Source organism: Chromobacterium aquaticum (assembly GCF_021129195.1).
In the GTDB taxonomy this organism is placed as follows: domain Bacteria; phylum Pseudomonadota; class Gammaproteobacteria; order Burkholderiales; family Chromobacteriaceae; genus Chromobacterium; species Chromobacterium aquaticum.
Map to the genome: position 1 here is coordinate 1 of NZ_JAJOHW010000139.1, position 18340 is coordinate 18340.

The following is an 18340-nucleotide window of genomic DNA, read 5'->3' on the forward strand; positions in this document are numbered from 1 at the left end:
GCCGCCGTCGGCGCGCGGCGTGACGTCCGGCACGCCCGCGTGCAGCGCGATCCGTTCCAGCCGCGCACCGCCGTCGTGCAGCAGCAGGCTGCGGCGCAGGATGTTTTCCAGTTCGCGCACATTGCCGCGCCAGTCGTGCGCCAGCAGCGCCGCTTCGGCTTCCGGCGCCAGCTGCGTCACCACGGGCTTGAGTTCCGGGGCGTGGCGGGCCAATAGTTCGCGGGCCAGCAAGGGCACGTCGCCGCGCCGATCGCGCAGCGCCGGGATATGCACATAGCCGACGTTGAGCCGGTAGTACAGGTCTTCGCGCAAACGTCCCTGCGCCACCGCCGCCTGCGGTTCCTGGTTCAACGCTGCGATCAGCCGCACATTGGCCAGCAGCGATTGATGGCTGCCCAGCGGCTGGTAGCTGCCGTCCTGCAGCACGCGCAGCAGCTTGCCCTGTAGCTGAATCGGCATGGAGTTGAGTTCGTCCAGGAATAGCGTGCCGCCGTCGGCCTGGCTCAGCAGGCCCTTGCGGTTTTCCGCGCCGGTGAACGCGCCGCGGACGGTGCCGAACAGCGTGCTTTCCAGCAGGGTGTCGGGGATGGCCGCGCAGTTGATGGTGAACAGCGGCCGGCTGCCGCGCGGGCTCAGCGCGTGCGCGCGCCGGGCAAACAGCTCCTTGCCGGTGCCGGTCTCGCCATAGATCAATATCGGCAGCTCGCTGGCGGCGAAGACGTCCAGCCAGGCGATTTGCTGGCGCATCTGCGGATCGGCGGTGGCGATGCGGGGCACGTCGGCATCCTTGCCGCGCTGGTTGGGCATGTGGCGCAGCTGGCGGCCGATCTCGATCGCGCCCAGCCGTTCGCCGCCACGGCCCGTCAGCGGCACGGCGGTGTGCAGATAGGGAATGGCCTGGCCGTCCGGGCCGATATAGGACTGGCAGACATCGGTGAAGCGCGCGCCGCGCTCCAGGCATTGCAGCAGGGTGCTGTCCTCCCGCGTCAGCCAGGGGTTCTGTTCCAGCACATGCTTGCCGATGACTTCGTCGGCGTCCACGCCGTCCATGCGGGCGCTGGCCGAGTTGTAGTAGACGAAGCGGCCGTCGGCGTCGACCACGGTGGCCGGCCGGTCCAGCGTATCCAGCACCGGCCGCAGGCAGGCCACCAGCCAATCCAGTTCTTCGTTCACGCCCATCCTCCTTTCGCGCCTCTCGCCCAGCGCTCCGCCCGAGCGGATTCGCCGTTGCCATTGACCAATATTCGCCATATTGCGCCAGCTTCCGCGCCATGTCTCGCCAGCTTGATCACCAAAAATCGTCAATTAACCAAACTGGCTGCCGCCCACCCTGGCCGCCAACGCAAAAACCCCGCGCCTTCACGCCGCTGCGGCCGATTTCGGCGCGCCGGCGGCGCACAAGCTTGACCGTGGTCAAACAAAAGCAGCGGCCGAAGCGCCGCGGCTGGCACGCTAGTTGCAGTTAAACAGGCGATATCCCCAACCAAGCATCAGGAGATCGCAATGTTCAAGCACATCATCGCCCGCACCCCTTGCCGTGGATTGGTCAATGGCATTTCCTCCAGCAATCTGGGCAAGCCCGACTACGCCAAGGCGCTGGAACAGCACAATGCCTATATCCGCGCGCTGCAGACTTGCGGCGTGGACATCACCATCCTGCCGCCAGCCGAGGACTTTCCGGATTCGGTGTTCGTGGAAGATCCGGCGCTGTGCACGCCGCATTGCGCCATCGTCACCCGGCCGGGCGCGGACAGCCGCCGCGGCGAAGCCAGCTTGATGGAGCCGGTGCTGCGCCGCTTCTATCAGCAGGTGGAATCCATCCAGGCGCCAGGCACGCTGGATGCCGGCGATGTGATGATGGTGGGCAGCCATTTCTATATCGGCGAATCGGCCCGCACCAATGCGGAGGGCGCGCGCCAGTTGATCGCCATCCTGGAGAAGCACGGCATGAGCGGATCGGTGGTGCGGCTGGAGAAGGTGCTACACCTGAAAACCGGCCTCGCCTATCTGGAAAACAATAATCTGCTGGCGGCCGGCGAATTCATCACCAAGCCGGAGTTCCAGAAGTTCAACATCATCGCCATCCCGGAAGAGGAGTCCTATGCCGCCAACTGCATCTGGGTGAACGGCAAGGTCATCATGCCCTCCGGCTACCCGCACACTCGCGACCGCATCGCCGCGCTGGGCTATACGGTGATCGAAGTGGACACTTCCGAATACCGCAAGGTGGATGGCGGCGTCAGCTGCATGTCGCTGCGCTTCTAAGAACCTGTTTACGATCTCGCGAGCTAGCGCGAGACAAGACGGAAACGAGCGAAAAAGCGGAATGTACACCTGGTACATGAGCACTGAGATCGGTTTCAACGCCGTATCGCCGACGCGTGGCAGATCGTAAACACCTTCTAAAGCCGCCGAGCGCATGAAACCCGGGGCGCGCCGAGCGCGCCCCGCATCTGGGGGAGAACAGAAATGACTCAAGCCGCGGATAAAAAGCTGGGGGTGGTGCCGCTCACCGCGCTGGTGGTGGGCGCCATCGTCGGCAGCGGCATTTTCAGCTTGCCGCAAAACATGGCGGAAGGCGCGGGCGCCGGCGCCATCCTGATCGCCTGGGCGATCACCTTCATCGGCATGCTGGCGCTGACGCGCATTTTCCAATGGCTGTCCATCAACCGCCCCGATATCGGCGACGGGGTCTACGGCTATGCCCGCAACGGCTTTGGCGATTATCTGGGCTTCAACGCCGCCTGGGGCTATTGGATATCGGTGTGGGTGGGCAATGTCGGTTATCTGGTGGTGATGTTCAGCGCGCTGGGCTCTTTTCAGGCGCTGGGTTTCTTCGGCGACGGCAGTTCCCTGCCGGCGCTGCTGTGCGGCCTGTTGCTGCTGTGGACGCTGCACGGCTTCGTGCTGCGCGGCGTGCAGTCGGCCAGCTTGCTGAACCTGATTGTCACCATCGCCAAAATCGTGCCCATCGGCCTGTTCGTGCTGTGCGTGGCGCTGGCGTTCAAGGTTCAGACTTTCCGCCTGGACTTCTGGGGCGGCGCTTCCTTGGGCGGCGTGGGCCAACAGGTGAAGAACACCATGCTGTACACGGTATGGGTATTCCTGGGCATAGAATGCGCAACGGTCTACGCCAGCCGCGCCAAGGATATGCGCACGGTCAGCCTGGCCACGGTGCTGGGCTTCGGCATCACCATGCTGTTGCTGGTTTGCGTGTCGGTGCTGTCGCTGGGGGTCTTGCCGCAGGCGGAACTGGCGGCGATGAAGAACCCGTCGATGGCGGCGGTGCTGGAGCACGCCGTGGGCCCGTGGGGCGGCGCGCTGATCAATATCGGGCTGATCCTGTCGGTGGCCGGCGCCTTGCTGGCCTGGACGCTGATTTCGTCCGAGATGCTCTACCTGGCCGCCCGCGGCGATCAGCACACCGCGCCCGCCTGTTTCGGCAAGCTCAACGCCAAGGGCGCGCCCGCCAACGCGCTGTGGCTGACCAATGGGCTGATCTCGCTGTTCCTGATCATCAATCACCTGAACAACGCCGGCTACAATCTGCTGATCCAGCTGGCGTCCGCGATGGCGCTGATACCCTATCTGCTGTGCGCGGCGTTCAGCCTCAAGCTGGCGTGGTCGGCGCCGGCGAGAACCGCCCGCCTGCTGAGCCTGACGCTGCTGGGCACCCTCTACGGCGCCTGGCTGATCTACGCCGGGGGGATGAAGTTCCTGCTGCTGTCGATGATTCTTTACGCGCTGGGCCTGCCGTTTTACCTGCGCGCGCGGCGCGAGCGCGGACTGCCTGCGTTTTCCTGCCGGCTGGACAGCGTCCTCGCCGCCGGCGTGGCCGCGCTGGGCGCGCTGGCCATCTGGTCGCTGGCGACGGGATAGCGGCCGGGCTATTCAGCCGGCCGCCACAACGAGGGCTGAGCGGTTCAGCCCTTCTTTTGCGGCCGTTTCCAGCCCGGCACCGTGACCTGGCGCGCACGCGCCACCGTCAGTTCGCCGGCCGGCGCGGTTCGGCTGATCACGGAACCGGCGCCTATGGTGCTGTAGGATTCCAGCGTCACCGGCGCCACCATCAGGGTCCCGGAGCCAACGAAGACATGATCGCCGATCACGGTCTTGAATTTGTTGACGCCATCGTAGTTGCAAGTCACCGAGCCGGCGCCCACATTCACCTTGCCACCGATCTCGGCGTCGCCGATATAGCTCAGGTGGTTGACCTTGGAGCCCTCGCCTATCGTGCTCTTCTTCACTTCGACGAAGTTGCCGATATGCACATGGTCGGCCAGTTGCGCGCCGGGACGCAGCCGCGCGTAAGGCCCAATCCGGCACGCCTCGCCCACCACCGCGTCTTCCAGATGCGAGAACGGCGCGATCTTGGTGCCGGCGGCCACTTTGACGTTCTTCAACACGCAATGCGCGCCGATTTCCACCTGACCGCCCAGTTCCACCGCGCCTTCGAACACGCAGCCCACGTCTATGCTCACGTCCATGCCGTGGCTGAGCTCGCCGCGGATGTCGATGCGCGCCGGGTCCGCCAGCGTGACGCCGGCCTCCAGCAAGGCTTGCGCCTGATTGCGCTGCAAGATGCGCTCCAGCTCGGCCAGCTGCACCTTGTTGTTGACGCCGGCCGCTTCCCAGCTGGCGTCCACGCTGGCGCTGTCCACGCTCACGCCGTCCGCCACCGCCAGGGCCAGCACATCGGTCAGATAGTATTCGCCCTGGGCGTTGCCGTTGTTGAGCGCGGCGAGCCAGCCGGACAGCCGCGCATTGGGCAAGGCCATCATGCCGGTATTGATTTCACGGATCGCCAGTTGCTCCGGCGTGCAGTCCTTGTGCTCGACGATGGCCTGGAGCTTGCCGTCCGCGCCACGCACCATGCGGCCGTAGCCGCTGGCGTCGTCCAGCACGTCGGTCAGCACCGCCATGCCGGCGCCGGCGGCGTCGGACAAGCGATGCAGCGTGTCCGCCTTGGTCAGCGGCACATCGCCGTACAGCACCATGGTCTTGCCGTCCCGCGGCAGGTGCGGCAAGGCCATCTTCAGCGCGTGGCCGGTGCCCAGTTGCTCGGCCTGTTCCGCCCAGATCAGGTCCGCGTCCGGGATAGCGGCCCGCACTTGCTCGCCGCCGTGGCCGTACACCACGATCAGCCGCGCCGGCTTCAGCGCGCGCGCGGTGCGGATCACCCGCGCCAGCATCGGCTCGCCGCCTATGGGGTGCAATACCTTGGGTTTGGAGGAGTACATGCGCTTGCCCTTGCCGGCAGCGAGAATGACGATGCTGAGACTATCCATGGTTTTTTCACGACTCGAAAAACGGAAAAAGGCTGCCACTTGCGTGGCAGCCTACTATACACGATTACATCTCTTATCAGTGGGCGCGCTTCTTGAGGAAATCCAGCGCCTTCAACTCCGCGATGGCCACTGCCAGAGCAGCGTGCGCCTTCGCGGTGGAGAGGTCGTCGGTGGCGCGCTTGAGGGAATCCTCCGCAGCGCGTTTTGCCTCATTGGCGCGGGCCTCGTCGAGATCCTCGCCGCGAATCGCCGTATCGGCCAGCACGGTGATCAGGCTGGGCTGCACTTCCATCATGCCGCCAGACACTGCCACCAGAACTTCTTCGCTGCTGCCCGGCACTTTCAGACGCAGCACGCCGGGCTTGATACGGGTCAGGAGCGGCACGTGTTGGGGATACACACCGATCTCGCCTTCGGTAGCCGGCGCAACCACGAACTCAGCTTCGCCGGAGAAGATCATTTGCTCGGTGCTGACCACTTCCACACGCATCTTGGACATCAGCCCTCTCCTTAGTTAAGGGTCTTGGCTTTCTCGGCAGCTTCTTCAATGGAGCCAACCATGTAGAACGCTTGTTCCGGCAGATGGTCGTACTCGCCAGCGAGAATGGCCTTGAAACCCTTGATGGTTTCGCGCAGCGGCACGTATTTGCCCGGCGAGCCGGTAAATACTTCAGCCACGTGGAACGGCTGGGACAGGAAGCGCTGGATCTTACGGGCGCGAGCCACGACCAGTTTGTCTTCCTCGGACAGTTCGTCCATACCCAGAATCGCGATGATGTCGCGCAGTTCCTTGTAACGCTGCAGCGTGGACTGCACGCCACGGGCTACCGTGTAGTGCTCGTCGCCTACCACCAGCGGATCCAGCTGACGCGAGGTGGAGTCGAGCGGATCCACCGCCGGGTAGATACCCAGCGAAGCGATGTCGCGCGACAGAACCACGGTGGCGTCCAAGTGGGCGAAGGTGGTCGCCGGGGACGGGTCGGTCAAGTCATCCGCAGGCACGTATACGGCCTGGATGGAGGTGATCGAGCCATCGCGGGTCGAAGTAATGCGCTCTTGCAGGCGGCCCATTTCTTCCGCCAGCGTCGGCTGATAGCCCACGGCGGACGGCATACGGCCCAGCAGGGCGGACACTTCGGTACCGGCCAGGGTGTAGCGGTAGATGTTGTCCACGAAGAACAGCACGTCGCGGCCCTTGCCGCTTTCGTCCTTCTCGTCGCGGAAGTGCTCGGCCATGGTCAGACCGGTCAGCGCCACGCGCAGACGGTTGCCCGGCGGCTCGTTCATCTGGCCGTACACCATCGCCACTTTGTCCAGTACGTTGGAGTCCTTCATCTCGTGATAGAAGTCGTTGCCTTCACGAGTGCGCTCACCAACGCCGGCAAACACGGACAAACCGGAGTGTGCCTTGGCGATGTTGTTGATCAGTTCCATCATGTTCACGGTCTTGCCCACGCCGGCGCCGCCGAACAGGCCCACTTTGCCGCCTTTGGCGAACGGGCACAGCAGGTCGATCACCTTGATGCCGGTTTCCAGCAGGTCGGTGGCGGGGGACAGTTCGTCGAACTTCGGAGCGGGCTGATGGATGGCGCGGCGAACATCGGTCGCTACCGCGCCGGCTTCGTCCACCGGGTTGCCCAAGACATCCATGATGCGGCCCAGGGTGGCGCTGCCCACCGGCACCGAGATCGGTGCGCCGGTGTTGATTACGCTCATGCCACGCTTCAGGCCGTCAGAGCTGCCCATGGCGATGGTGCGCGCTACGCCGTCGCCCAGCTGCTGCTGGACTTCGAGCGTCAGGTCGGCATCAACCAGCTTCAGGGCATCATAAACCTTTGGCATGGCGTCGCGCGGAAACTCCACGTCGATCACCGCGCCAATGATTTGTACGATTTTACCTTGGCTCATTATCGGTTCCTAAACATTAAACTTTTTCAGTCTGCGACGGCTTACACCGCTGCGGCGCCTGCCACGATTTCAGACAATTCGGTAGTGATCGCCGCTTGACGCGCCTTGTTGTACACAAGTCGCAGTTGCTTGATCGTGTTACCGGCGTTGTCCGTGGCGGATTTCATCGCCACCATGCGGGCAGCTTGCTCGGAGGCCATGTTCTCGGCCATCGCCTCGAACACTACCGACTCGATATAGCGTTTGACCAGGAACTCCATCACGGCAAGCGCGCTCGGCTCGTACAGGTAATCCCACGAGTGCGAGTGCTCCACCACCATGTGTTCCGAGGTCAGCGGCAGCAGCTGTTCAGTCGCCGGCTCCTGCTTCATCGTGTTGATGAAACGGGAGTAAACGATGTAGAGCGCGTCCAGTTCGCCTTCGGCGTACTGCTTGAACAGCACCGTAAGCGGGCCAATCAGTTTTTCCATCTTCGGCACATCGCCGAGCTGGGTTGCGCTGGCCACAACGTTGAGGCGCGCGCGCTGGCATGCGGCCAGGCCTTTCTGGCCCAGGCAGCAGACATCCACTTCGATGCCCTGGTCCTGCAGACCCTTGACTTGGGCGAAGAAGCGCTTGAGCGTATTCACGTTCAAGCCGCCGCACAGGCCCTTGTCGGAGGTCATCAGGATGATGCCGGCGCGTTTGACTACGTCGCGGCTTTGCAACAGCGGGTGCTCAAGATCCGTGTTCGCCTGAGCAAGGTGCGCCATGACTGTGCACACCTTCTCGGCGTAAGGACGGGCAGCGCGCATACGCTCTTGCGTTTTGCGCATCTTGGAGGTCGCCACCATTTGCATTGCGCGAGTGATCTTCTGCGTGTTTTGCACGCTTCGGATCTTGGTGAGAATCTCTTTGCCGACTGCCATTCCTGAACCTTTCCTAGTAACTGTTTGCGTTAACCGAAAAGACTCAGTTGTAGCTGAAGCCAGCCTTGAACGATTCCATCGCCTTGGCCAGGATTTTCTCGTTGTCGCCGGACAGATCGCCGGAAGCGTTCACCGCGGCCAACACGTCGTGGTGGTTCGCGCGCACATAGGCGAGGAACGCCGCTTCGAAAGCCAGGGCCTTCTTCACCGGAACGTCTTCGTAGCTGCCCTTGTTCACCGCCCACAGGGTCAGCGCCATTTCGGCGGTGGCCAACGGCAGGAACTGCTTCTGCTTCATCAGCTCGGTAACCACTTCGCCGTGTTGCAGTTGCTTGCGGGTAGCCTCGTCCAGATCGGAAGCGAACTGCGAGAACGCAGCCAATTCACGGTACTGGGCCAGGGCCAGACGGATACCGCCGCCCAGCTTCTTGATCACCTTGGTCTGCGCGGCGCCGCCAACGCGGGATACCGAGATACCGGCGTTGATGGCCGGACGGATGCCTGCGTTGAAGAGGTCGGTTTCCAGGAAGATCTGACCGTCGGTGATCGAGATCACGTTGGTCGGCACGAAGGCGGAAACGTCGCCGGCCTGGGTTTCGATGATGGGCAGCGCGGTCAGGGAACCGGTCTTGCCTTTCACTTCGCCATTGGTCAGCTTGGCCACTTCGTCTTCATTGATGCGGGAAGCGCGTTCCAGCAGACGGGAGTGCAGATAGAACACGTCGCCAGGGTAGGCTTCGCGGCCCGGCGGACGGCGCAGCAGCAGCGAAATCTGACGGTAGGCGACGGCTTGCTTGGACAGGTCGTCGTACACGATCAGCGCGTCTTCGCCGATGTCGCGGAAGTATTCGCCCATCGCGCAGCCGGAGTACGGGGCGATGAACTGCAGCGCGGCGGCTTCGGAAGCGGTCGCGGCCACCACGATGGTGTGGCCCAGCGCGCCGTGCTCTTCCAGCTTGCGCACCACGTTGGCGATGGAGGAGGCCTTTTGGCCAATCGCCACGTAGATGCACACTACGCCGGTGCCTTTTTGGTTGATGATCGCATCCAGCGCCACCGCGGTCTTGCCGGTCTGGCGGTCGCCAATGATCAGCTCGCGCTGACCGCGGCCAACCGGAACCATCGAGTCGATGGCCTTCAGGCCCGTCTGCATCGGCTGGGATACCGATTGACGCGCAATCACGCCCGGCGCGATCTTTTCGATCGGGCTGGACAGCTTGGCGTTAACCGGGCCCTTGCCGTCGATCGGCTGACCCAGGGCGTTGACCACGCGGCCAATCAGTTCCGGACCAACCGGAACTTCCAGAATGCGACCGGTACAAGTGACTTCGTCGCCTTCCGAGATGTGCTCGTACTCGCCCAGAACCACGGCGCCGACAGAGTCGCGCTCCAGGTTCATCGCGAGGCCGAAGGTGTTGCCCGGGAATTCGAGCATTTCACCCTGCATCACGTCTGCCAGGCCATGGATACGAACGATGCCGTCGGTCACGGAAATCACGGTACCTTTGGTACGGGTTTCTGCGCCTTCGGCCAGGTTCTGAATCTTCGCCTTGATCAGATCGCTGATTTCAGAGGGGTTCAACTGCATGATCTCTCCTAATTCTTGAGGCTTACTGCCATGGCTTGCAGTTTGCCGCGCACGGAAGCGTCGATGACATCATCGCCCACCAACACACGAACCCCGCCGATCAGGTCAGGGTTGTCACGCACATCAATCCGTACGGATTTGCCGTACTTCTTGGAAAGCGTGTCGGTCAGTTCGGCCTTCTGCGCATCGTTCATTGCAAACGCCGTTTCCACCACGGCATCCACAACGCCTTCCGCTTGCGCCTTGAACACTTCAAACTGTTCGGCGATTTGCGGCAGCAGCGTCAAACGGCTGTTCTCGATCAGCGCGGCCAGAAAACGTTTTACGTCTTCGTTGCCGCGCGCGCCCAGAACATCCAGCATCAGCGCCTCAAGCTCTTGTGCGGTATGTTTCGGATTGGTGATGACGGCTTCCAGATCCGGGTTCTTCACCATGGCAGCCAGCCACGACAGCGATTCCGACCATTGCTGGGTGGCGTGCTGCTCGGTGGCGAGGCTGTATACCGCTTCGGCATAGGGCCTAGCTACGGTAATGAGTTCTGCCATGAGTTAATTAAAACTCCGCTTTGATGGAGGCAAGCAGATCAGCGTGCTTGGCCGAGTCGATCTCTTTGCGCAGGATCTTCTCCGCGCCCGCAACCGCCAGGTCGGCCACTTGCGCGCGCAGGGTTTCCTTGGCGCGTAGGACTTCCTGATCGATCTCAGACTTGGCGTCGGCCACAATGCGCGCGCCTTCAACGCGTGCGGCATCCTTGGCTTCGTCCACGATCTGGCTGGCGCGCTTTTCAGCGGCCATCACGATTTCGGTCGCTTGCTGTTTGGCCTTGCGGAGTTCGTCCGCAACGCGCTTTTCAGCGGCTTCCAGATCTTGCTTGCCACGCTCGCCGGCGGCCAGGCCGTCTGCGATGCGCTTGGCGCGCTCATCCATCATGTTGGTAAGCGGAGGCCAAACAAACTTCATGGTGAACCATACCAGGATGGCGAACGTGATCGCCTGGCCCAGTAGTGTTACGTTGAATTCCACGCTTGTTTTCCTCCAGTAGTATTACTGCAACAACCAATTCCGCTTAAAAATTAAGCGCCGGCTTTCAGAGCGGCCAGGGCGGCGGACAGGAACGGGTTATTGAAGGTGTACAGCATGGCGATACCAACACCGATCATGGAGATGGCGTCCAGCAGACCGGCCAGAATGAACAGTTTGGTTTGCAGAACCGGGATCATTTCCGGTTGACGGGCGGAGGACTCGAGGAATTTGCCACCCAGGATGGCGAAACCCAGAGCAGTACCGATGGCGCCCAGGCCAATGATCAGGGCAGCGGCCAGTACGGTCATGGACTGGATCTGAGAAACGAGTGCTTCCATTGTGTATCTCCTAAGACTTAATCAAGGATGGTTGGTAAAAAAGCTAAAGAAACAAAGGTAAAACAAAGAAACCGGTATTAGTGCGCTTCCACCGCCAGGCTCAGGTACACGATGGTCAGCATCATGAACACGAAGGCCTGCAGGGTGATGATCAGGATGTGGAAGATCGCCCACGGCGCGCCCAGCAGCCATTGCAGGCCCCACGGCAGCAGCGCGATCAGGATGAAGATCATTTCGCCGGCGTACATATTGCCGAACAAACGCAGGGACAGCGAAATCGGCTTGGCCAGCAGTTCCACCATCTGCAGCAGGAAGTTGGCCGGGGCCAGCAGGATTTTGCCCACGGTGCCTTCAGCATGGAAGGGCGCGGTGAACAATTCCTTGGTGTAGCCGCCCACGCCCTTGGCGCTGATGGAGAAGCCGATGATGCAGAACATCACGGACAAGGACATCGCGAAGGTGGCGTTCACGTCGGCAGACGGCACGACGCGGAAGTAAACATGGTGCGGCTCGGCGCCGAAGAAGGTATAGCCAACCCACTGGGCCAGCGACGGCAGCAGGTCCACCGGCAGCAAGTCCATGAAGTTCATCAGGAAGATCCAGCAGAAGATGGTCAGCGCCAGCGGGGCGATGACCTTGCTCTGGCCGTGGAATACATCGCGCACCTGCTTGTCCACCATTTCCACGATGCTTTCCACGAACAGCTGCAGCCGGCCCGGATTCTCCAGCTTGGCCTTGCGCGCCACGACGGCGAACACGCCGGCGAAAATGAAGGCGAGAACCAGAGAAATGGAGAAGGTATCAAGGTGCAGGCTCCAGAAGCCGGCGGAAGGATCCGAATTCCAGAAGGTGAGGTGGTGCTTGATATAGTCAGTTGCGTTGCTTGCCATCGCTCATTTTCTCAATTTTTGATTAAAAGCCCGAACCAGTAGCCGGACACGGCGGCAAAAAAGCCCCCAAACAGCCCGACTATCGATAAATCCTTGAAAAACACCAAAGTCGCACCAAATAACAGGATGGTGAGGACGTACTTGACCGCCTCGGCCCTGAAATGCGCCTTCATCAGTTCCGCAGGGGAGACATGGCGCTTGGCGTAGGCGATTCTGGCGTACACCAGCGCCGGCACCACGGCCGACAATCCGCCAAGCAAGACAGAAACCGGAATGGCCAGGTTTCCTCCCCCTGCAACCACTCCAATCAACAGTGCCACCCCCACCAGGGTGCACTGCAGGCGCAGTATACGCTTAACTTCCGGATTAACCATGCTGACCCAGCAAAAAAACCGCCGAATTATAGGCTTCACGCTTGATTTGCGTCAACTTGCGTGTCATTGGGATGTTGCAGTGCAACACGCTCATTTTCCTGAGCTTTTCTGCAACTTTTCCAGCAAGCCTTCCAGCTCGTCCAGCGTCGCGTATTCTATGACCAGCCTGCCATTGCCACGATTTGCATGACGGATGCTGACGCGCGCGCCTATGCGTTCCGACACCTGTTCCGCCAGCCTGTCCACGTCCGGATCTGTACGTTTCTGCTGCGGTGCGACTGTGGTTTTTTCCACAGCTTTCTGCTGCACCCGGCGCTCCACCTCGCGCACGGACAGGCCTTTCTCGCCCACTTCCTGCGCCAGGCCCAGCTGCTCCACCACCGGCAGCGCCAGCAAGGCGCGCGCGTGGCCCATTTCCAGCTGCCCCTGATGCAACATGGTTTGCACCGGCTGCGGCAAGGCCAGCAGACGCAATAAATTGCTGACCGCGCTGCGCGAGCGGCCCACCGCGTCGGCCGCGGCCTCGTGAGTCAGGCCGAATTCGTCGATCAGACGCTTGAGGCCCTGGGCCTCTTCTATCGGGTCCAATTCCTGGCGCTGGATGTTTTCGATCAGCGCCATCGCCAGCGCCGCTTCGTCCGGCACGCTCTTGATCACCGCTGGCACTTCGGCGAGACCGGCCTTGCGCGAAGCGCGCCAGCGCCGTTCGCCGGCGATCAGCTCGTAATCACCGAAACCGACTTCACGCACCACCAAGGGCTGGATCACCCCCTGGGAGCGGATGGACGCGGCCAGTTCCTCCAGCGCGCCCTCGTCCATGAAGCTGCGCGGCTGGTATTTGCCGGGCCGGATGCTGTCTATGGGGAGGGAAGTGAGTCTGTCGTCCACTGTTTCAGCAGTGGACAGGAGCGCGTCCAGACCGCGCCCCAATCCTTTTAATTTGGCCATAATGCTTAGACGGAGGGGGTTATGGTTGCGGGCTCGAGCCGGTCCGCCAGCTCTTGCGCCAGCGTCAGATAGGCTTGAGCGCCGCGCGAGGCGCGATCGTAGACCAGGCCGGGCAAACCGTGGCTGGGCGCTTCCGCCAGCCGCACATTGCGCGGAATCACGGTATCGAACACCTTGGCGCCGAAATGGCGCGCCAATTGTTCCGAGACCTGCTGCGACAGATTGTTGCGCGCGTCGAACATGGTGCGCAGCAGGCCCATGATCTCGATCTTGGGATTCACCGCCACCCTCACCTTGCGCAGGGTCGCCACCAGGTCGGACAAGCCTTCCAGCGCGTAGTACTCGCACACCATCGGGATCAGCACGCTGTGCGCCGCCACCAGCCCGTTCAGGGTCAGCAGGTTCAGCGACGGCGGGCAGTCTATCAGCACATAGTCGTACTGTTCTTCCACCGCCTGCAGCGCGTTCTTCAGCCGCGCCTCGCGCGCCAGCTCGTTGACCAGCTCCAGCTCCGCGCCGCCCAGGTCGCGATTGGCCGGCAGCACGTCGTAGCCGCCCTCCTTCGCCGGCTGGCGCGCCTCTTCGATCGAGGCCTCGCCCAGCAGCACGTCGTAGCCGGACAGTTTCAGGGATTGCTTGGCGATGCCGCTACCCATGGTGGCATTGCCCTGCGGGTCGAGATCGACAATCAGCACGCGCCGGCCCAGTTCAGCCAGGCCCGCCGCCAGATTCACCACAGTCGTGGTCTTGCCGACCCCGCCCTTCTGGTTGGCGACCGCGATCACCCTTGAATTCATTGCGCACCCACCCCTTCCAGGCGCATTCTCACCAGGTGCCGTTCGGCATCCAGGCCCGGCACTGTCACCGGCAATACTTCGGAAACCACCGTACCCTGCGGCAACAAGGCGATTTCCTCGTAAGGATAGACACCCTTCATTGCGACATATTGACCGTGATCCGCCAGCAAGTGGCGGGTCAGCTTGACGAACTCGGCCAGCTCGGAAAACGCCCGGCTGGTGATGCGGTCGAACTTCTGCTCCGGCTGGTAGGCCTCCACCCGCTCGGTCATCACCTGCACATTGGGCAGGCCCAGCTCCACCACCACCTGACGCAGGAAGGTGGTTTTCTTATGATTCGAATCCAGCAGCACCACTTGCAGATCCGGACGGGCGATCGCCGCCGGGATGCCGGGCATGCCGCCGCCGGAGCCGACGTCCAACAGGCGGCTGCCGCCGTCCAGATGCGGCACCAGGCTCAGGCTGTCCAGCAGATGGTAGCTGACCATGCGCTTTTCCTCGCGCACCGCGGTCAGGTTATAGGTCTGGTTCCACTTGGCCAGCAGCGCCAGGTAGCGGTCCAGCAAATCGATTTGCGCGTCGCTCAGTTCCAGCTTCAGCTGCGACAGGCCTTGTTGTAGTTCTGCGTTATGTGTCATGCGGTTTTCGTTGCGTCGGCAAAGCCACGTTTCAGGTGGACCATCAAAAGAGCAATCGCCGCCGGGGTAATGCCCTGGATGCGTGACGCCTGGCCCAAGGTCTCCGGCCGTTGCTGGTTCAGTTTTTGCTGCACTTCCTTGGACAGACCCTTGACCAGACCATAATCGATATCGGCCGGCAGGCGCACGTCCTCCAGGTTGTCGCGGCGCGCCAGCTCTTCGTTCTGGCGATTGATATAGCCTTGGTATTTGACCTGAATTTCCACCTGCTCGGCAACCGCCTCGTCCGCCACCGCGCCGCCGGCCTCCGGCAGCGCCATCAAGTCGGCATAGGCGACATTGGGCCGCTTCAGCAGATCATACAAGTTGTATTCGCGTTCTATCGCCTTGCCCAGCAGCGCTTGCAGCGCGGCGGCGTCGCTCAGCCGCGCTGGATGCAGCCAGGTGGTCTTCAGCCGGGCCTTTTCGGCCTCCACCGCGTCGCGCTTGCGGCAGAAGCTGTCCCATTGGACATCGCCGATCAAGCCGTAGCGGCGGCCGATCTCGGTCAGGCGCAGGTCGGCGTTGTCTTCGCGCAACTGCAGGCGGAATTCGGCGCGGCTGGTGAACATGCGGTAGGGCTCGGCCACGCCCTTGGTGATCAGATCGTCCACCAGCACGCCCAGATAGGCTTCGTCGCGGCGCGGGCACCAGCCCTCTTCGCCGCGCGCCTGCAGCGCGGCGTTCATGCCCGCTTGCAGGCCCTGGGCGGCCGCTTCTTCGTAGCCGGTGGTGCCGTTGATCTGGCCGGCGAAGAACAGGCCCTGAATCGCCTTGGTCTCCAGCGTGGACTTCAGTCCGCGCGGGTCGAAATAATCGTACTCGATCGCATAGCCGGGCCGCAGGATGTGGGCGTTCTCCATGCCGCGGATCGAGCGCACCGCCGCCAACTGGATGTCGAAGGGCAGACTGGTGGAAATCCCGTTGGGGTAGAACTCGTGCGTGGTCAGGCCTTCCGGCTCCAGGAAGACCTGATGGCTGTCCTTGTCGGCGAAGCGGTTGATCTTGTCTTCGATCGACGGGCAATAACGCGGGCCGACGCCTTCGATCACCCCGGTGAACATCGGGCTGCGTTCGAAGCCGGAGCGGATGATCTCGTGAGTGCGCTCATTGGTGTGGGTGATCCAGCACGGCAGCTGCTTGGGATGCAGCACGCGGCTGCCGCGATAGGAGAACACCGGCTCCGGCGTGTCGCCCGGCTGCTCTTCCATCACCGAAAAGTCGACGCTGCGGCCGTCGATGCGCGGCGGCGTGCCGGTTTTCAGCCGTCCCACCGGCAGGGCCAGTTCGCGCAAGCGCTCGCCCAGCGTGGACGCGGCTTGATCGCCGGCGCGGCCGCCGGTGTAGTTTTCCAGGCCAACATGGATCTTGCCGGACAGGAAGGTACCGGCGGTCAGCACCACGGTCTTGGCGCGGAAAGTGATGCCGATGGCGGTAATGGCCCCGGCAACGCGGTCGCCTTCGATCAGGAGATCGTCCACCGGCTGCTGGAACAGCGTCAGATTGGGCTGGTTCTCCAGCATCTCGCGGATCGCCGCCTTGTACAGGATGCGGTCGGCCTGGGCGCGAGTGGCGCGCACCGCCGGGCCCTTGGAGGCGTTGAGGGTGCGGAACTGGATGCCGCCGATATCGGTGGCCAGCGCCATCGCGCCGCCCAGGGCATCCACTTCCTTGACCAGATGGCCCTTGCCGATGCCGCCGATCGACGGATTGCACGACATCTGACCCAGGGTCTCGATGTTATGCGTCAAAAGAAGGGTGTTGCAGCCCATGCGCGCAGCCGCCAGCGCGGCCTCGGTGCCGGCATGGCCGCCGCCCACCACTATCACGTCGAAGTTTGTCGGATAAATCATGGCTTTGTCGGAAAGAGCAAATCGAACGGAAAAACGGCCTATTCTACGCCAAATCCTGACATAGCGTAAGTCGTTGATTTCAATAAATCCAGCTAGTAATGGCGGCGTCAAGCGCCGGTCACCCGATAGTCATATTAAAGACATCGCCGCGTCAAACAAGCTGCCTAGCATGGGGCTCATCACTCAAGGGAGCAAAACATGCTGCTAAATGAACAGCTTGCCGTGAGCGCCAAGCCGCGTTTGAGCGTGCGCGTGGCCACTGAGACGCAGGACATTCGCCGCGCGCAGAAGCTGCGCTTCGATGTGTTCGCCGGGGAAATGGGCGCCGAACTCAACTCCAGGGAACTCGGCATCGATTGCGACGAGTACGACGAGTTGTGCGAACACCTGATCGTCGAGGATGCCGCCAGCGGCCTGGTGGTAGGCACTTACCGCATGCTGTCGCCGGACAATGCGCGCCGCGCGCCCAGCCTGTATTCGGAACATGAATTCGACCTGGCGCGGCTGACCCATTTGCGCGCCGGCCTGATCGAAGTGGGCCGCTCCTGCGTGCATCGCGATTTCCGCTCCGGCGCGGTGATCGCCCTGCTCTGGTCCGGCCTGGCCGATTACGTGCAACAGCACGGCGGCCAATACCTGGCCGGCTGCGCCAGCGTGTCGCTGAGCGACGGCGGCCACCAGGCGGTCAGCCTGTACCGCCAGCTGGAAACCAAGCACTTGTCGCCGCCGGAATGGCGGGTATTCCCCCACCTGCCGCTGCCGCTGGACCGCGTTCGCGACGATGCGCCTTCCGCGCCGATGCCGGCGCTGATCAAGGGCTATCTGCGCGCCGGCGCCTATATCTGCGGCGAGCCGGCCTGGGACCCGGACTTCAACTGCGCCGACTTTTTCATGCTGCTGCCGATGAGCCGGCTGAGCGGCCGCTACAACAAACACTTCGTCGGCTAGGCGAAAACGCTCCCCGCATGGCCGGATGCTACAATCCGGCCATGAGCTACACCTTTGAAACGGTGGGCGTGATTCGTTCGCCCTACCGCGAGAAATTCGGCATCCCGCGCCAGCCCTCGCTGGTCAACGCCGCCCGCATCACGCTGGAACTGCTGCCGCCCTATGATCACCCCGACATGGTGCGCGGGCTGGACGCGTTTTCCCATGTCTGGATCAGCTTCGTGTTCCATCAAACCGCCGAACGCGGCTGGCAGCCGCTGGTGCGTCCGCCGCGGCTGGGCGGCAACGCCAAGGTCGGCGTGTTCGCCAGCCGCGCCACCCATCGCCCCAATCCGCTGGGCCTGTCGCTGGTGCGGCTGCTGCGCATCGACACCCAGCCCAAGGTGGTGCTGACGCTGGAAGGAGCCGACTTGCTGGACGGCACCCCGGTGCTGGACATCAAGCCCTATATTCCCTTCGTCGAAGCCCGGCCGGACGCCCGCGGCGGCTTCGTCGACGGCCCGCCGCCGCAATTGAGCGTGGGCTGGGACGCCGCCGCGCGCGCGCAGCTGGCAGCCCCCGGCCTGCCGGCCGATTTCGCGCTGCTGGTGGAACAGGTGCTGGCCCAGGACCCGCGCCCCGCCTATCAGGACGACCCGCAACGGGTTTACGGCGTGGCGCTGCAGCAATGGAATGTGCGCTTCCGCATCGAAAAAAACCATGCGCAAGTCATTGAAATTCAGTCATTGACCCCGAACTAATCCTTTGCGTCCCAGTCATATCGGGGCGATACCAACCACTCAGGAAAAAAGCAATATGAC

At 62.6% G+C, this 18340-nt stretch carries 19 protein-coding genes; 4 read left to right on the forward strand and 15 right to left on the reverse strand.

The window, feature by feature from the left end:
* Positions 1 to 1173: sigma-54 interaction domain-containing protein (locus LQT98_RS19770; protein WP_231464541.1), on the reverse strand; the 1173-nt coding region annotated here is incomplete at its 3' end.
* Positions 1174 to 1503: 330 nt separating this feature from the next.
* On the opposite strand from LQT98_RS19770, the gene ddaH reads away from it, so the two are divergent.
* Entirely contained in the window at positions 1504 to 2265 is a 762-nt protein-coding gene (gene ddaH / locus LQT98_RS19775; protein WP_048410043.1) for a dimethylargininase, read from the forward strand.
* 204 nt (positions 2266 to 2469) lie between these two features.
* A complete protein-coding gene (locus LQT98_RS19780; RefSeq protein ID WP_231464544.1) occupies positions 2470 to 3879 on the forward strand; it encodes a basic amino acid/polyamine antiporter in 1410 nt (469 codons plus the stop codon).
* 44 nt (positions 3880 to 3923) lie between these two features.
* Here the strand turns inward: LQT98_RS19780 and glmU are convergent, their stop codons facing one another.
* The 14 genes from glmU to mnmG form a co-directional block, all read right to left on the reverse strand.
* Positions 3924 to 5288 (reverse strand): bifunctional UDP-N-acetylglucosamine diphosphorylase/glucosamine-1-phosphate N-acetyltransferase GlmU, encoded by a 1365-nt coding sequence (glmU, locus tag LQT98_RS19785; protein WP_231464548.1) that lies wholly within the window; start codon positions 5286 to 5288, stop codon positions 3924 to 3926.
* 76 nt (positions 5289 to 5364) lie between these two features.
* Positions 5365 to 5787: a F0F1 ATP synthase subunit epsilon gene (locus tag LQT98_RS19790; RefSeq protein ID WP_019103740.1), complete on the reverse strand. Its 423-nt coding sequence runs from the start codon at positions 5785 to 5787 to the stop codon at positions 5365 to 5367.
* A gap of 11 nt (positions 5788 to 5798) precedes the next feature.
* On the reverse strand, positions 5799 to 7196 hold the full coding sequence (gene atpD, locus LQT98_RS19795; protein WP_048410023.1) for a F0F1 ATP synthase subunit beta: 1398 nt from the start codon (positions 7194 to 7196) through the stop codon (positions 5799 to 5801).
* A 41-nt stretch (positions 7197 to 7237) separates the two neighbouring features.
* Positions 7238 to 8104 (reverse strand): F0F1 ATP synthase subunit gamma, encoded by an 867-nt coding sequence (gene atpG, locus LQT98_RS19800; protein WP_231464550.1) that lies wholly within the window; start codon positions 8102 to 8104, stop codon positions 7238 to 7240.
* 43 nt (positions 8105 to 8147) lie between these two features.
* Entirely contained in the window at positions 8148 to 9692 is a 1545-nt protein-coding gene (atpA, locus tag LQT98_RS19805; RefSeq protein WP_048410021.1) for a F0F1 ATP synthase subunit alpha, read from the reverse strand.
* Positions 9693 to 9700: 8 nt separating this feature from the next.
* Positions 9701 to 10237, reverse strand: coding sequence for a F0F1 ATP synthase subunit delta (locus LQT98_RS19810; RefSeq protein ID WP_048410020.1), 537 nt, complete (start codon positions 10235 to 10237; stop codon positions 9701 to 9703).
* A gap of 7 nt (positions 10238 to 10244) precedes the next feature.
* Positions 10245 to 10715, reverse strand: coding sequence for a F0F1 ATP synthase subunit B (locus LQT98_RS19815; RefSeq protein ID WP_048410019.1), 471 nt, complete (start codon positions 10713 to 10715; stop codon positions 10245 to 10247).
* Positions 10716 to 10765: 50 nt separating this feature from the next.
* Complete coding sequence (gene atpE / locus LQT98_RS19820; protein WP_019101091.1) at positions 10766 to 11053, reverse strand: F0F1 ATP synthase subunit C; 288 nt, start codon at positions 11051 to 11053, stop codon at positions 10766 to 10768.
* A 77-nt stretch (positions 11054 to 11130) separates the two neighbouring features.
* Positions 11131 to 11943, reverse strand: coding sequence for a F0F1 ATP synthase subunit A (atpB, locus tag LQT98_RS19825; RefSeq protein ID WP_166450358.1), 813 nt, complete (start codon positions 11941 to 11943; stop codon positions 11131 to 11133).
* Positions 11944 to 11954: 11 nt separating this feature from the next.
* Positions 11955 to 12317, reverse strand: a complete 363-nt coding sequence (locus LQT98_RS19830; RefSeq protein WP_048410017.1) for an ATP synthase subunit I — start codon at positions 12315 to 12317, stop codon at positions 11955 to 11957.
* A gap of 90 nt (positions 12318 to 12407) precedes the next feature.
* Positions 12408 to 13265 carry a ParB/RepB/Spo0J family partition protein gene (locus LQT98_RS19835; protein ID WP_048410016.1) on the reverse strand — a complete coding sequence of 286 codons (858 nt, stop codon included), beginning with the start codon at positions 13263 to 13265 and terminating at the stop codon, positions 12408 to 12410.
* A gap of 5 nt (positions 13266 to 13270) precedes the next feature.
* Positions 13271 to 14062, reverse strand: coding sequence for a ParA family protein (locus LQT98_RS19840; RefSeq protein WP_231464553.1), 792 nt, complete (start codon positions 14060 to 14062; stop codon positions 13271 to 13273).
* Positions 14059 to 14700, reverse strand: coding sequence for a 16S rRNA (guanine(527)-N(7))-methyltransferase RsmG (rsmG, locus tag LQT98_RS19845; protein WP_048410014.1), 642 nt, complete (start codon positions 14698 to 14700; stop codon positions 14059 to 14061). The genes LQT98_RS19840 and rsmG overlap by 4 nt, the downstream gene beginning before the upstream one ends.
* Positions 14697 to 16592, reverse strand: a complete 1896-nt coding sequence (mnmG, locus tag LQT98_RS19850) for a tRNA uridine-5-carboxymethylaminomethyl(34) synthesis enzyme MnmG (RefSeq protein WP_048410013.1) — start codon at positions 16590 to 16592, stop codon at positions 14697 to 14699. The genes rsmG and mnmG overlap by 4 nt, the downstream gene beginning before the upstream one ends.
* A gap of 198 nt (positions 16593 to 16790) precedes the next feature.
* On the opposite strand from mnmG, the gene LQT98_RS19855 reads away from it, so the two are divergent.
* The gene (locus tag LQT98_RS19855) at positions 16791 to 17540 is read left to right on the forward strand and encodes a GNAT family N-acetyltransferase (protein WP_048410012.1); all 750 of its coding nucleotides are present in this window, start codon (positions 16791 to 16793) and stop codon (positions 17538 to 17540) included.
* 41 nt (positions 17541 to 17581) lie between these two features.
* Complete coding sequence (gene tsaA, locus LQT98_RS19860) at positions 17582 to 18280, forward strand: tRNA (N6-threonylcarbamoyladenosine(37)-N6)-methyltransferase TrmO (RefSeq protein WP_048410098.1); 699 nt, start codon at positions 17582 to 17584, stop codon at positions 18278 to 18280.
* The last annotated feature ends 60 nt before the right edge of the window (positions 18281 to 18340 follow it).

Coding starts and splice junctions, on each gene's coding strand:
- ddaH (WP_048410043.1), top strand. CDS start 1,504: ATGTTCAAGCACATCATCGCCCGCACCCCTTGCCGTGGATTGGTCAAT.
- LQT98_RS19780 (WP_231464544.1), top strand. CDS start 2,470: ATGACTCAAGCCGCGGATAAAAAGCTGGGGGTGGTGCCGCTCACCGCG.
- glmU (WP_231464548.1), bottom strand. CDS start 5,288: ATGGATAGTCTCAGCATCGTCATTCTCGCTGCCGGCAAGGGCAAGCGC.
- LQT98_RS19790 (WP_019103740.1), bottom strand. CDS start 5,787: ATGTCCAAGATGCGTGTGGAAGTGGTCAGCACCGAGCAAATGATCTTC.
- atpD (WP_048410023.1), bottom strand. CDS start 7,196: ATGAGCCAAGGTAAAATCGTACAAATCATTGGCGCGGTGATCGACGTG.
- atpG (WP_231464550.1), bottom strand. CDS start 8,104: ATGGCAGTCGGCAAAGAGATTCTCACCAAGATCCGAAGCGTGCAAAAC.
- atpA (WP_048410021.1), bottom strand. CDS start 9,692: ATGCAGTTGAACCCCTCTGAAATCAGCGATCTGATCAAGGCGAAGATT.
- LQT98_RS19810 (WP_048410020.1), bottom strand. CDS start 10,237: ATGGCAGAACTCATTACCGTAGCTAGGCCCTATGCCGAAGCGGTATAC.
- atpE (WP_019101091.1), bottom strand. CDS start 11,053: ATGGAAGCACTCGTTTCTCAGATCCAGTCCATGACCGTACTGGCCGCT.
- atpB (WP_166450358.1), bottom strand. CDS start 11,943: ATGGCAAGCAACGCAACTGACTATATCAAGCACCACCTCACCTTCTGG.
- LQT98_RS19830 (WP_048410017.1), bottom strand. CDS start 12,317: ATGGTTAATCCGGAAGTTAAGCGTATACTGCGCCTGCAGTGCACCCTG.
- LQT98_RS19835 (WP_048410016.1), bottom strand. CDS start 13,265: ATGGCCAAATTAAAAGGATTGGGGCGCGGTCTGGACGCGCTCCTGTCC.
- LQT98_RS19840 (WP_231464553.1), bottom strand. CDS start 14,062: ATGAATTCAAGGGTGATCGCGGTCGCCAACCAGAAGGGCGGGGTCGGC.
- rsmG (WP_048410014.1), bottom strand. CDS start 14,700: ATGACACATAACGCAGAACTACAACAAGGCCTGTCGCAGCTGAAGCTG.
- mnmG (WP_048410013.1), bottom strand. CDS start 16,592: ATGATTTATCCGACAAACTTCGACGTGATAGTGGTGGGCGGCGGCCAT.
- LQT98_RS19855 (WP_048410012.1), top strand. CDS start 16,791: ATGCTGCTAAATGAACAGCTTGCCGTGAGCGCCAAGCCGCGTTTGAGC.
- tsaA (WP_048410098.1), top strand. CDS start 17,582: ATGAGCTACACCTTTGAAACGGTGGGCGTGATTCGTTCGCCCTACCGC.